The sequence below is a fragment of the Sphaerisporangium sp. NPDC088356 genome (assembly GCF_040685555.1).
Lineage (GTDB): Bacteria > Actinomycetota > Actinomycetes > Streptosporangiales > Streptosporangiaceae > Sphaerisporangium.
This window is the reverse complement of sequence record NZ_JBFBIK010000161.1, coordinates 1-13,189: the sequence shown is the minus strand read 5'-3', so window position 1 is coordinate 13,189 and position 13,189 is coordinate 1. Positions and strand designations below refer to the sequence as shown.

General features: G+C 71.1%; 10 protein-coding genes. 8 read left to right on the top strand and 2 right to left on the bottom strand.

The features are described from left to right. Together AB0O34_RS33840 and AB0O34_RS33835 are read right to left on the bottom strand one after the other, a co-directional pair. Positions 1–3,409, bottom strand: a 3,409-nt coding sequence (locus tag AB0O34_RS33840) for a HAMP domain-containing protein (RefSeq protein WP_363922543.1), incomplete at its 3' end; no start/stop codon positions are given. A 300-nt stretch (positions 3,410–3,709) separates the two neighbouring features. After that, positions 3,710–5,509: a long-chain fatty acid--CoA ligase gene (locus AB0O34_RS33835; protein ID WP_363922541.1), complete on the bottom strand. Its 1,800-nt coding sequence runs from the start codon at positions 5,507–5,509 to the stop codon at positions 3,710–3,712. Between the two features lie 223 nt (positions 5,510–5,732). On the opposite strand from AB0O34_RS33835, the gene AB0O34_RS33830 reads away from it, so the two are divergent. The 8 genes from AB0O34_RS33830 to AB0O34_RS33795 all read left to right on the top strand — a co-directional run bounded on the left by AB0O34_RS33830 (position 5,733) and on the right by AB0O34_RS33795 (position 13,094). Then, entirely contained in the window at positions 5,733–6,500 is a 768-nt protein-coding gene (locus AB0O34_RS33830; protein ID WP_363922539.1) for a metallophosphoesterase, read from the top strand. Positions 6,501–6,575: 75 nt separating this feature from the next. Beyond that, positions 6,576–7,013, top strand: a complete 438-nt coding sequence (locus AB0O34_RS33825; protein WP_363922537.1) for an SRPBCC family protein — start codon at positions 6,576–6,578, stop codon at positions 7,011–7,013. Beyond that, positions 7,010–8,194 carry an ArsA family ATPase gene (locus AB0O34_RS33820; RefSeq protein ID WP_363922535.1) on the top strand — a complete coding sequence of 395 codons (1,185 nt, stop codon included), beginning with the start codon at positions 7,010–7,012 and terminating at the stop codon, positions 8,192–8,194. The genes AB0O34_RS33825 and AB0O34_RS33820 overlap by 4 nt, the downstream gene beginning before the upstream one ends. Further along, positions 8,194–8,805, top strand: a complete 612-nt coding sequence (locus AB0O34_RS33815) for a hypothetical protein (protein ID WP_363922533.1) — start codon at positions 8,194–8,196, stop codon at positions 8,803–8,805. The genes AB0O34_RS33820 and AB0O34_RS33815 overlap by 1 nt, the downstream gene beginning before the upstream one ends. Before the next feature lie 36 nt (positions 8,806–8,841). Then, the gene (locus tag AB0O34_RS33810) at positions 8,842–9,786 is read left to right on the top strand and encodes an ROK family glucokinase (protein WP_363922531.1); all 945 of its coding nucleotides are present in this window, start codon (positions 8,842–8,844) and stop codon (positions 9,784–9,786) included. 38 nt (positions 9,787–9,824) lie between these two features. Next, positions 9,825–10,517, top strand: a complete 693-nt coding sequence (locus AB0O34_RS33805; RefSeq protein WP_363922529.1) for an endonuclease/exonuclease/phosphatase family protein — start codon at positions 9,825–9,827, stop codon at positions 10,515–10,517. 123 nt (positions 10,518–10,640) lie between these two features. Next, positions 10,641–11,873 (top strand): hypothetical protein, encoded by a 1,233-nt coding sequence (locus AB0O34_RS33800; protein WP_363922527.1) that lies wholly within the window; start codon positions 10,641–10,643, stop codon positions 11,871–11,873. Positions 11,874–11,933: 60 nt separating this feature from the next. Next, positions 11,934–13,094, top strand: a complete 1,161-nt coding sequence (locus tag AB0O34_RS33795; RefSeq protein WP_363922525.1) for a GH25 family lysozyme — start codon at positions 11,934–11,936, stop codon at positions 13,092–13,094. Positions 13,095–13,189: the final 95 nt, after the last annotated feature.

Here is a 13,189-nt window from a genome sequence, read left to right as displayed (position 1 = left end):
CGAGTTCGACGAACAGGCCAAGCGCCTCGTCGACGTCCCCGGCAAGATCCGCATCGGGAACCGCGTCGAAGGGCCGGCCACGGAAAGGCGCCGAGTTGGGGGCCACCGGGGCGGGATCCTCGGAGAAGTGGGTCATCGGCAGGTAGAGGCTGAACGTGCTGCCCTCGCCGAAGGTGCTCACCGCGCGGATCTCCCCGTTGAACAGCGTGGCGATCTCGCGGCTGATGGACAGGCCGAGGCCCGTGCCGCCGTACTTGCGGCTCGTGGTGCCGTCGGCCTGCTGGAAGGCGTCGAAGATCTGCGAGAGGTTCTCCTCGGCGATGCCGATGCCGGTGTCCACCACGTGGAAGGCGAGGGCCTGCTGCCTCGGCCCGGCGGGAAGGTCCATCTCGCCGGCCCGCTCGACGCGGAGCTGGACCGAGCCGGCCTCGGTGAACTTCACCGCGTTGGACAGCAGGTTGCGCAGCACCTGCCGCAACCGCTGCTCGTCCATCAGGAGCTGGGTGGGGACGTCCGAGCCGACGCTGACGTCGAACCGCAGCCCCTTCTCGGTGGTCAGCGGCCGGAACGTCGCCTCGACGTAGTCGAGCAGCTGGCGGATGTGGAACGGCTCCAGCGTGAGGTCCATCTTGCCCGCCTCGATCTTGGACAGGTCGAGGATGTCGTTGATGAGCTGGAGCAGGTCGGTGCCCGCCGAGTGGATGACGTTGGCGTACTCCACCTGCTTGGCGGTGAGGTTGCGAGCGGGGTTCTGCGCGAGGAGCTGGGCGAGGATCAGCAGCGAGTTGAGCGGTGTGCGCAGCTCGTGGCTCATGTTGGCGAGGAACTCGCTCTTGTACTTGGAGGCGAGCGCGAGCTGCTGGGCGCGGTCCTCCAGCTCCTGGCGGGCCTGCTCGATCTCGATGTTCTTGGTCTCGATGTCGCGGTTCTGCTGGGCCAGGAGCTCGGCCTTCTCCTCCAGCTCGGCGTTGGACCGCTGGAGCTCCTCCTGGCCGACCTGGAGCTCGGTGGCGAGCCGCTGGGACTCGGTCAGCAGGGCGTCGGTGCGGGCGTTGGCGACGATCGTGTTGACGTTGACGCCGATGGTCTCGACGAGCAGTTCGAGGAAGTCGCGGTGGGTCTGCGTGAACCTGTTGAGGCTGGCCAGCTCGATGACGCCGAGGACCTGGTCCTCCACCACGATGGGGAGCACGATCAGGTTCACCGGGCCCGCCTGGCCGAGGCTGGAGGAGATCGTCAGGTAACCCGGGGGGACGTCCTCGACCAGGATGGTGCGCTTGGCGACCGCGGCCTGGCCGACCAGCGAGTCTCCGAGGGCGTACCGCCGGGACATCTCCTGGTGGCCGTAGCTGCCCACCACCAGCAGCTCGGTGGCGCTCGGGGTCTCCTCGGCGAGCAGGAAGGTGCCGTGCTGCGCCGAGACCAGGGGCGCCAGCTCGTTCATGACCAGCTCCGCGACGACGGCGAGGTCGCGGTGGCCCTGCATGAGCCCGGAGATGCGGGCGAGGTTGGTCTTCCGCCAGTCTTGCTCCTGGTTCGCCCTGGTGGTCTCCCTGAGCGACTTCACCATGGAGTTGATGTTGTCCTTGAGCTCGGCCACCTCGCCGGAGGCGTCGACGGTGATCGAGCGCGTGAGGTCGCCGGAGGTCACCGCGCTGGTCACCTCGGCGATGGCCCGGACCTGACGGGTGAGGTTCCCCGCCAGCTCGTTGACGTTCTCGGTGAGCCGCTTCCAGGTGCCGGAGACGCCCTCGACCTCCGCCTGGCCGCCGAGCCTGCCCTCGCTGCCGACCTCGCGGGCGACGCGGGTGACCTCGGCCGCGAAGGACGACAGCTGGTCGACCATCGTGTTGATCGTGGTCTTCAGCTCCAGGATCTCGCCGCGCGCGTCGACGTCGATCTTCTTGGTCAGGTCGCCCTGGGCGACCGCCGTGGTGACCTGGGCGATGTTGCGTACCTGGCTGGTGAGGTTGTTCGCCATGGAGTTGACGTTGTCGGTGAGGTCCTTCCAGGTGCCGGCGACGTTCGGCACGCGGGCCTGGCCGCCGAGCTCGCCCTCGGTGCCGACCTCGCGGGCCACGCGGGTGACCTCGTCGGCGAAAGCGCTCAGCGTCTCGACCATCGTGTTGATCGTCTGCGCGAGCGCGGCCACCTCGCCCTTCGCCTCGACCGTGATCTTCTGGGAGAGGTCGCCCCTGGCCACCGCGGTGGCCACCTGGGCGATCGACCGCACCTGGCTGGTCAGGTTGGAGCCCATGACGTTGACGTTGTCGGTCAGGTCCTTCCAGGTGCCCGACACGCCCCGGACGGTCGCCTGGCCGCCCAGGTTGCCCTCGGTGCCGACCTCGCGCGCGACGCGGGTCACCTCGTCGGCGAACGCCGAGAGCTGGTCGACCATCGTGTTGATGGTCTCCTTCAGCTCCAGGATCTCGCCGCGCGCGTCCACCCGGATCTTCTGCGACAGGTCGCCCTTGGCCACCGCCGTGGTCACCTCGGCGATGCTGCGGACCTGGGCCGTGAGGTTGTCGGCCATGACGTTCACCGACTCGGTGAGCGCTTTCCAGGTGCCGGAGACGCCCTTCACGTCCGCCTGGCCGCCGAGGCGGCCCTCGGTGCCGACCTCACGGGCGACGCGGGTGACCTCGTCGGCGAAGGACGAGAGCTGGTCGACCATCGTGTTCAGCGTGTTCTTGAGCTCCAGGATCTCGCCGCGCGCCGACACGGTGATCTTCTGGGAGAGGTCGCCGCGCGCGACGGCCGTGGCGACCTGCGAGATGTTGCGGACCTGGTCGGTGAGGTTGCCCGCCATGGAGTTCACCGAGTCGGTCAGGTCGCGCCAGGTGCCCGCGACCTCGGTGACCTGCGCCTGGCCGCCGAGCCGCCCGTCGGTGCCGACCTCGCGGGCGACGCGGGTGACCTCGTCGGCGAAGGAGGAGAGCTGGTCGACCATCGTGTTGATGGTGTTCTTGAGCTCCAGGATCTCGCCGCGCGCCGAGACCGTGATCTTCTGCGACAGGTCGCCCTTGGCGACCGCCGTGGTGACCTGGGCGATGCTGCGGACCTGGTCGGTGAGGTTGCCCGCCATGGCGTTCACCGAGTCGGTGAGGTCCTTCCAGGTGCCGGAGACGCCGGGCACCTCGGCCTGGCCGCCGAGCTGGCCCTCGGTGCCGACCTCCCTGGCCACGCGGGTCACCTCGGAGGTGAAGAGCGAGAGCTGGTCGACCATGCCGTTGAAGACGGTCGCGATCTCCTTGTAGAGCCCGTCACCGTCCTCCGGCAGGCGGGTGCCGAAGTCGCCGTCACGGACGGCGGTGAGCCCCGCCAGCAACTGCCGCAGGTCGACCTCGGGACCGCCCGCGCCGCTCCGGGCCGACCGGCCGCGCTTGGTGGTGCTTACGCTCTCAACCATGTCCACCCTTTTAGATCCGCGCCAACATCTCGCCAAGCCATCGTATAGAGGGGTGCCCAGCAGCGACGACAGCCGGAGCGAACCCGTTAACGGCCGAGCGCGAGGCGGATCAGCTCGGCGTTGCCGCTGACCGGCTCGCCGGAGGGGCCGTGCGGCACGTCCTCCAGGCCGATGCGCCCTGGCAGGCCGCGCCGCCTCGCCGATCAGGGGCCAGGCCGCCGTGCCCTCGCCGTGGAGCGGCCGTTCCGAGGAGACTCCCAGGGCGTCCAGGTCACCGTACCGGGCCGCCGGCGGAGGCGTTCACCCGTAGAGGGCGTCGATGTCCTTGGCGAAGTCGCGGACGACCAGGTTGCGCTTGACCTTGAGGGACGGGGTCAGGTGGCCGCTCTCCTCGGTGAAGTCGGTCTCCAGGATGACGAACTTCTTGACCTGCTCGGCCTTGGAGACCTGCGTGTTCGCGTCGTCCACGGCGGCCTGGACGGCGGCGAGCACGGCCGGGTCGGAGGTGAGCTCGGCCAGCGAGGCGCCGGGCCTGCCGTTGGAGTCCTTCCACTGGTCGAGGGCCTCGGGGTCCAGCGTGACCAGGGCCGCGACGAACGGCCGGTCGTCGCCGATCACCATGGCCTGGCTGACCAGCGGGTGGGCGCGGATGCGGTCCTCAAGGGGCGCGGGCGCGACGTTCTTGCCCGCGGCGGTGACGATGAGCTCCTTCTTCCTGCCGGTGATCCGGAGGTAGCCGTCCTTGTCGAGCTCGCCGACGTCGCCGGTGTGGAACCAGCCGGCGGCGTCGATCGCCTCGGCGGTGGCCTGCTCGTTGTTCCAGTAGCCGTCGAAGACGTGGCGGCCCTTGACCAGCACCTCGCCGTCGTCGGCGACGCCGACCGTCACGCCGGGGAACGGCTTGCCCACGGTGCCGATCTTGTTGGCGCCTGGGATGTTCACGGTCGAGGGGGCGGAGGTCTCGGTGAGCCCCCAGCCCTCGTAGATCTCGATGCCCGCGCCCTTGAAGAAGTTGCCGAGCCGCTCGCCGAGGGCGGAGCCGCCGCAGACGGCCGCGTTGAGCCGCCCGCCGGTGGCCGCGCGCAGCTTGCCGTACACGAGCTTGTCGAACAGGGCGCGCCGGAGCCGCAGGCCGAGCCCGGCGCCGCCGGAGCTCTCGGCGCGGCTCCACGCGATCGCGGTGTCCACCGCGCGGTGGAAGATCTTGCTCTTGAGCCCGCCCCCGGCGGAGGCCTTCTGCTCGGCGGCGTTGTAGACCTTCTCGAACACGCGCGGCACGCCGAGCAGGAACGTCGGCTTGAACGCCTGCAGGTCGGGGGCGACGTTCTTCATGTTGGGCGTGTGCGCGAGGACGGTGCCGGTCTCGATCAGTACGACCTCGATGATGCGGGCGAAGCTGTGGGCCAGCGGCAGGAACAGCAGCGCGGCCCGGCCGTCCACCTCGAAGAGCGCCTCCAGCGGCCCCCTGGCGACGTTGTGCGCGGTGAACAGCAGGTTGTCGTGGGTGAGGCGGCAGCCCTTGGGACGGCCCGTCGTGCCCGAGGTGTAGATGATCGTGGCGAGGTCGGGGCCGCCGCGCGCGAGGCGGCGCTCCTTGAGCGTCTCCTCGGGGATGTCCGCGCCGTTGGCGGTCAGCTCGGCGAACGCGCCGCCTTCGATGCGCCAGATCGCCGGCTCTTCGGCGATGCCGGCGAGGGCCTGCCTCACCGTCTCCTCGTGGGACTCGGTCTCGACGATGAGGCCCTTGGCGCCGCTGTCGGACACGATCCAGCTCACCTGGTCGGCCGAGGAGGTCTCGTAGATGGGGACGCTGACGGCGCCCGCGGCCCAAATGGCGTAGTCGGCGACGGTCCACTCGTAGCGGGTGCGCGACATGAGCGCCACGCGGTCACCCGGCTCGACGCCCGCGGCGATCAGTCCCCTGGCCACCCCGGCGACGTGGTCGCGGAACTCGGCGGCGGTGACCGGAGTCCAGGCGTCCCCGGCCTTGCGGCTGATCACCACAGCCTCGGGCTCCAGGTCACCACGCTTGAACACGGTGTCGACGCAGTTGGCGGACGCGGGTACGTCCACCAGCACGGGAACGCTGTACTCGCGCACGGTCACTCCTCTGGGGGGCACGCGGGAAGGCTGTCTCTGACTGAGGGCTGCCTGGACGCTACCGCTTCCGGTTACCCATGGGTAGTCACGCGCCGTTCATTAGGGCCGATTCACGCTATCAGGGTCGTCCGGCGGTGTTCCGCGCGAGCGGCGCCCCCGCGCGTGTCGGCTCTTGACAGCCAAGCGCTAGGTTGGGTACGCGGCGGGTACTACGATGTCCGTCATGCGGGTCCATGTCGTCAGTGACGTCCACGGGCGCGCGGAGGCCCTCTCCCGTGCGGGAGAGGGCGCCGACGTGCTCATCTGCCTCGGTGACCTGATCCTCTTCGTCGACTACGACGACCACTCGCAGGGCATCTTCGGCGAGTTGTTCGGCGAGGAGCGGGCGTCGCAGTTCATCGGGCTGCGCACGGCCGGCCGCTTCGACGAGGCGCGGAGCATGTCCGCCGCGCTGTGGGCCTCCCTCGGCGGTGAGCCGCGCGAGCACATCGAGCGGGCCGTCCGCGAGCAGTACACGCGCATCTTCGCGGCGATGCCCACGCCCGCCTACCTCACCTACGGCAACGTCGACCTGCCCGGCCTGTGGGGCGACTACATCAGAGACGGCCACCACGTGCTCGACGGCCAGACCGCCGAGATCGGCGGCCTGACCTTCGGGTTCGTGGGCGGCGGCCTGCGCACCCGCTACCGCACGCCGAACGAGGTCGACGACGAGGAGTTCGCCCGCAAGGTCGAGGCGGTCGGCGCCGTCGACGTGCTCTGCTGCCACATCCCTCCCGCCGTCCCCGGACTGCTGTACGACGTGGTGGCTCGGCGGTTCGAGCGGGGAAGCCAGGCGACGCTGGAGGCGATCAAGGCCACCCAGCCCCGGTACGCCCTGTTCGGCCACGTGCACCAGCCGCTGGCCGCGCGCACCCGCATCGGCCGCACCGAATGCGTCAACGTCGGTCATTTCCGCGGCCGGGGCAGCCCCTTCGCCCTCGACCTCTGAGCCCCGCGTCACGCGACTTCGAAGATCGGCCGCGCGGACGTTCGCTCGGCAACGGCGAACGAGTACGGTAAGCCCATGGCTGATCGCACCACGTCCAGCATCACGATCGGCGCCGACCCGTCGACCATCACGGCGGTCATCGCCGACTTCGCCGCCTACCCCGAGTGGGCCGGTCAGGTGAAGTCCGCGGAGGTCCTGTCCGTGGGCGACGACGGGCGCCCGGCCACCGTGCGGTTCGTCCTCGACGCCGGGGTGATCAGCGACGAGTACACGCTGGCCTACCGCTGGCGCGGCGACGAGGCCGTCGACTGGGACATCGCCGAGCCGGGCAAGATGGTCTCCGCGCTCACCGGCAGCTACCGCCTCGCGGGCGCGGGCGGGCGCACCGAGGTGACGTACGAGCTGGCCGTGGACCTCAAGGTCCCCATGATCGGCATGATCAAGCGCAAGGCCGAGAAGGTCATCGTCGACACCGCGCTCAAGGGCCTCAAGAAGCGCGTCGAGGGCCGATGAGCGCCGAGAGCCCGCGCATCCTGCTCTTCACCGGCAAGGGGGGAGTGGGCAAGACCACCGTCGCCGCGGCCACCGCCACGCTCGCCGCCCGCCGTGGGCTCAAGACGCTCGTGGTCTCGACCGACACCGCCCACTCCCTCGCCGACGCGCTCGGCGTGCCAGGCTCGGGCGAGCCCGCCGAGGCGGCGCCGGGCCTCTACCTCCAGCAGGTGGACACCCAGCGGGCGCTGGAGCGCCACTGGGGCGACCTTCAGGAGTACGCCAGGGGCCTGCTCGCCGAGCTCGGCCTCGACGAGGTCACCTCAGAGGAGCTCACGGTGCTGCCCGGCGCCGAGGAGCTCATCGCCCTGCTGGAGCTGCGCGAGCAGGTGCGCACCGGCCGGTGGGACATCGTCGTGGTCGACTGCGCCCCGACCGCCGAGACGCTCCGCCTGCTCGCCCTGCCCGAGGCCCTCGACTGGCACGTCAGCCGCCTGCTGCCCGCCGGCCGCAAGCTGATGCGGGCGCTGGCCCCGGTGATCCGGCACGTCGCCCGCCTCAGCGTGCCCGACGACAGCGTGGTGAGCGCCGGTGAGCGGCTGCACGCCGGCCTCATGGGAGTGCGCGAGCTGCTGACCGGCGACAACGCCTCCGTGCGGCTCGTGCTCACCCCCGAGGCCGTCGTGGTCGCCGAGGCCCGCCGCACCTTCACCTCCCTGAGCCTGTACGGCTACCGCGTCGACGCCGTCGTCGCCAACCGGGTGTTCCCCGAGGGCGGCTCCGACGAGTGGCGGCGCGGCTGGGTGGAGGCCCAGTCCAGGCATCTGGCGGCGGTCGAGGAGTCCTTCGCGCCGCTGCCCGTCCACAAGGTGCCCTACCTTCCCGCCGAGCCGGTCGGTCCCGAGGCGCTCGCCGCGCTGGCGGAGGAGCTGTACGGCGCGGCCGACCCGTTCGCGCCGCCCACGGGCGAGCCCCCGCTGACCATCCGGTCCGAGGGCGACGTCCACGAGCTGACCCTCGCCCTGCCGCTGGCGGACAAGAGCGAGGTCGATCTGGCGAGGAAGGGCGACGAGCTGATCGTCACCGCCGGCTCCTACCGCCGGGTCCTCGCGCTGCCCGCCGCGCTCGCCCGCAGATCGGTACGCGACGCGGCGCTCCGCGACGGCCACCTCCGGGTACGGTTCGAGGCAGGAGGGGCCTGATGACCGAAATGAACGAGACCAACGGCGACCTGCCCGAAGACGGGCGGCAAGACCGGCGCGAGGACACCGGCGGCGCCGGTGACCGGCACGACGTCCGGCGGGGCGTCAGCCGTGACGAGTGGCTGAGAGAACACGATCGGAGCGCGGGGGCCGGTGACGAGCGGCCGGGGCGGCGCGACGAACCGCGCGGCGGCCAGGACGACCGCCCCGACCCCCTGAGCTCGATCACCGGCGAGGCGCGGAAGCTCTTCGACTCCCTGCAGCAGCGGGCAGGGCGCGAGTTGGGCAAGGGCATCGTCAAGGGAGGCGTGAGCGGCCTCGGCCAGGGGCTGGGGCAGGCCTTCGGCGGCGGGAAACGCGGAGCCGGAGATGTGTGGAGCGAGGCGGTGGCCGGGCATGACGACGATGAGTACATCTGCCGGGCCTGCCCCGTCTGCAGGCTGAAGGCCGCCCGGCGCGACGCCGGCGGCGACGTCGCCGACCATCTGATCACCGCGGGCGGCGAGCTTTTCGCCGCGTTCCGCCAGGCGGTCGACGCCATGTCGCGGCCCGCCACGCCGAGGCGCCCCGGCGACACGGACACCCGAGTAGAGCACATCGACCTGGGCTGAGGGCCTGGCGAAATTCTCGGGGGGAAGGGATGAGAAATGGCGCTGACGATCGGCGTTGACATCGGTGGAACGAAGATCGCCGCCGGGGTCGTGGACGAGGACGGCCACATCGTGGAGAACCTCCTGCGGCCCACGCCCGCGGACAGCCCGGACAAGGTGGCGGACACGATCGCCGAGGCGGTGCTCGACCTCGCGAGCCGCCATGACGTCGAGGCCGTCGGGCTGGGCGCCGCCGGGTTCGTCGATGAGACGCGGTCGATCGTCCGGTTCGCCCCGAACCTCGCCTGGCGTGAGGAACCCCTGCAGAAGAAGGTCGCCGAGCGGGTCAACCTGCCCGTCGTGGTGGAGAACGACGCCAACGCGATGGCCTGGGGCGAATACCGCTTCGGAGCCGGGCGCGGCGAGAGCCACGTCGTGTGCGTGACCGTCGGCACCGGCATCGGCGGCGGCCTGGTCTTCGGCGGCTCGCTGTATCGCGGCCGGTGGGGCATGGGCGCCGAGATGGGCCACATGCAGGTGGTCCCCGGAGGGCGCCTGTGCGGATGCGGCAACCTCGGATGCTGGGAGCAGTACGCCAGCGGCAACGCCCTGGTCCACGAGGCCAGGGTGGTCGCCGCCGCCGAGCCCGACCGCGCCGGCCGCATGCTGGAGCTCGCCGGCGGTTCGGTGTCCGACATCGAGGGCGAGCACGTCACGCAGGCCGCCCGCGAGGGCGACGCCGCGGCCCTGACCGCTTTCGCGAGCATGGCCGAGTGGCTCGGCCAGGGCATGGCCGACATCGCCGCCGTGCTCGACCCGGGCTGCTTCATCCTGGGCGGCGGCGTCTCCCGCGCCGCCGACCTGTGGATCGACCAGGCGCGCACGGCCTTCCTGCGCGCGCTGACCGCTCGCGAGCACCGGCCGCACGCCGACATCCGCCCGGCCGAGCTCGGACCGGCAGCGGGCCTGGTGGGCGCGGCCGATCTCGCCAGGCACCCCTGACCGGCCGCCGGGGAACCGCGAACGGGTGACGAAGCTCCATGGTGATCCGCGTCGGCACCTACAACGTGCGGTCGATGTACGACGACAACGCCGCGCTGGCGCGGGTCATCAGGGCCATGGCGCCGGACGTGCTGTGCGTCCAGGAGGCCCCGCGCCTGCTCCGCTGGCGCAGCAGGCGCGCGGAGCTGGCCAGGGCCTCGGGCCTGCGGGTCGTGGCCGGGCGGCGCTGGGGCGGCGTGGCCGTGCTGGCCGCGCCGAGCACGCGGGTGATCCACGCCGAGGGTCACCTGCTGCGGCCGTTCATGGGCCTGGAACGGCGCGGGGTGGCCATCGCGGTGGTCGAGTGCGAGGACACGAGGATCACCGTCGCGTCCGTACACCTGGACCTGGTCGCCGCCGCCCGGCTGTGCCACGCGATCGAGATCATGAACCTCGTCGAGAGCGCCGCGGAGCGCTTCGGGGCCCCCATCGTGCTGGCGGGGGACGTCAACGAGCAGCCCGGCGGGGCCGCGTTCCGCTACTTCGCCCGGCGCCTCGCCGACTGCTACCCGCTCGCGCCCCGGGGCGACGGCCTCACCTTCACGGCCAGGGCGCCGGGGAAGCGCCTCGACATGGTCTTCGCCGCCCCCGGGCTCTCGGTCCGGTCCTGCGGAGGCGTCGACGCCCCCGCCGCCGACCTGGAGGCGGCCACCGACCACCTGCCCGTGGTGGCCGAGCTCCTGGCGAGCTGAGCCCGTCCCGGGGGGCGTGCGGGCTTCGCGCTGGTCGACGGCCGGACGGGGGCCAGGTGACCGTTTGGTCAACACTGGCGCACCTGCCCGCGCACGGGATGGCAGGACACGTACGATTTGGTCATGTCCCGCCGCTTGTCGCGGCGTGCGTTGCCGTTGTGCGTGATGCTGACCGCCGTGCTGACCAGTGCCTTCATCCGCGCCACATCCGCAGCGCACGCCCATGCCGATCCGCCTCGCCCCAGTGCCGCCTCGGGCGGCCCCGCGGCGCTCCAGCAGGAGTCGGCGACGGCACGGCTGCAGACCGACGGCTCCCTGTCCGACGTCGTGGGCCTGTCCAAGTCGAACATCTGGGCCGTCGGGCAGGAGGACGTCTGGGAGGCCTGGCAGAACCGCAGCGTGATCACCCACTGGGACGGCGGCACCTGGACCGAGATGGGCATCCGCAACGACGCCTCGAGCGCCGGGCACCTGCGGTCGGTCGCGGCCGCCTCGCCCGGTGAGATCTGGGCGGTCGGCGACGGCCACGACGGCCTGCCGTACGTCGTGCGCGGTGACGGCTCGGCGTTCGACCGGGTCAGCGTGCCGCAGCTCGGCTCGGGCGACTACCTCGGAGGCGTCGCCGCCGTCCCCGGCCGCATGGTCGCCGTGGGCAGCCGGACGAAGAAGACGCGAGACGTGGCCCGCGGCCCCCGAGAGCAGCGTTTCGCGCTCGTCGCGACGTCCACCGCCAAGGGCTGGACGGTCGTCGGCGGCAAGGTCAAGGGCACCCTGTACGGTGCCGCGCTGACACGCAAGGGCGAGGGCTTCGCGGTCGGAGACGGCGACGCGGGGCCCCTGATCATGCGGCTGGCCGGGAACACCTGGAAGCCGGTGACGGCGCCGTCCGTCGAGGGAGGGTTCCTCCGCGACGTCTACATCGACGGGCCGAAGAGGGCCGTCGCCGTGGGAGGCGTCTACCACGACGGAGGGAAGATCGGGCCGCTGATCCTCACGTGGAACGGCAAGCGCTGGTCCCGGGCCTCGGTCCCCGGCCGCTACACGGAGCTGTACGGCGTCACCGGGGACGGCAAGGGCCACTTCTGGGTGTCCGGTTTCGACCCCGAGCACGCGAGCGCGGCGTACCTGCTGCGCGGCGGAGCGTCCGGATGGCGGGTCGTCCGGGGCGAGACCTCGGCCAAGCCGCGCACCATGCGCCTCCAGGCGGTCACCCATGTCGGCGACCTCACGCTGGCCGTCGGCCACGTGGTGGACGCCGGCGACCACTACACCGACGTGGTCGAGCGCTTCCAGCCGGACACCTCCAAGAGCACCGCGACGAGGGTCAAGACCGAAGGCGCCCCGTCGGAGCGTTGAGGCCGGCCCGCCCTGGCCGCCTCAGGCCTGTCGCCGGCCACGCGAGCACGCGGGACGCTCGTGCGCGTGGTGACCGCGATCGCCGCCCTCGGCGCCATGATCGTCGCTGGCGCCGTGCCGGCGAGCGCGGCTCCGGCGGGCTACTCCGTGGCCGGCACCGACGTCTCCAACCACGACGGCACGATCAACTGGGGTGACGTCGCGGCCAAGGGCGTGAAGTTCGGCTGGGCGAAAGCCACCGAGGGCCTCGACTTCGTCGACCCGCAGTTCAACGCGAACTACCACGGCGCCAAGAACAACGGCGTGTACATCGGGGCGTACGCGTTCGGCCGTCCCGACAAGGGCGTGGGCACGGGAAAGGCTCAGGCCGACTACCTGGTGGACCACGCTCAGTACGTCAACGACGGCAAGACCCTTCCCCTGCAACTCGACATCGAGTGGCCCTGGTGGACCACGGCCGCTCCGATATATCCGTGCTACGGGCTGTCCAGCAGCCAGATGGTGACCTGGATCCGCGACTTCGTGAACGAGGTGAAGTCACGCACCGGCAGGGACGCGGCGATATACACCAACCCCAACTGGTGGAACCAGTGCACGGGCGGCAACGGGTCGTTCTCGGCCAACGCCCTCGAGACCTCCAACTACAGCGGCTCTCCGGGCGCGTTGCCCGCGGGGTGGTCGCGGTTCACCGCCTGGCAGTACGCCGGGTCCTCCAGCAGCCTCCCCGGCTCGCCCACGGTCTTCAACAGCACGCTGAGCGACCTCGCGGCATTCGCGGGCGGCGGCGATCTGGGGGTGCTGGAGTATTACCTGTCGGACAGTCAGGGTTCCAGTGTCGCGACGCGTCCGGTGATCTATTACGGCAGCAGCCCGCAGATCCCGATCGTGGGTGACTGGAATGGGGACGGGGTGGACACGGTCAGTACCTTTGACCCGACGACCGGCACTTTCTATATCAGTGACAACCCGGTCACCGGGAACGCCGAGCGTGTGATCCGCTATGGGGATCCTGGGGCGCAGTCGCTGGTGGGCGACTGGGACGGTGATGGCAAGGACAACATCGGGGTGAAGATGGGTGCCACCTATTACATGCGCACCGGTGCGGTGACCGGCGCCATCGAGAACACCAGGGCGATCGGTTACGGCAACACCACCGGGGACCTGCCCGTCATCGGCGACTGGAACGGCGACGGCATCGACACCCAGGGCCTCGCCCGCTAGTCACCGAAGATTTGGCCGGCAGGGCGGTGACCGTCAGACGCCCTCCGGAGAACGAACCGAGTGTGACCCCTGAGGGGGGCGGACGAACGTCCGCC

Bases quoted from the DNA above. Each gene is read 5' to 3' on its own strand.
- AB0O34_RS33830 (WP_363922539.1), top strand. From the start codon at position 5,733: ATGCGGGTCCATGTCGTCAGTGACGTCCACGGGCGCGCGGAGGCCCTC.
- AB0O34_RS33825 (WP_363922537.1), top strand. From the start codon at position 6,576: ATGGCTGATCGCACCACGTCCAGCATCACGATCGGCGCCGACCCGTCG.
- AB0O34_RS33820 (WP_363922535.1), top strand. From the start codon at position 7,010: ATGAGCGCCGAGAGCCCGCGCATCCTGCTCTTCACCGGCAAGGGGGGA.
- AB0O34_RS33815 (WP_363922533.1), top strand. From the start codon at position 8,194: ATGACCGAAATGAACGAGACCAACGGCGACCTGCCCGAAGACGGGCGG.
- AB0O34_RS33810 (WP_363922531.1), top strand. From the start codon at position 8,842: ATGGCGCTGACGATCGGCGTTGACATCGGTGGAACGAAGATCGCCGCC.
- AB0O34_RS33805 (WP_363922529.1), top strand. From the start codon at position 9,825: ATGGTGATCCGCGTCGGCACCTACAACGTGCGGTCGATGTACGACGAC.
- AB0O34_RS33800 (WP_363922527.1), top strand. From the start codon at position 10,641: ATGTCCCGCCGCTTGTCGCGGCGTGCGTTGCCGTTGTGCGTGATGCTG.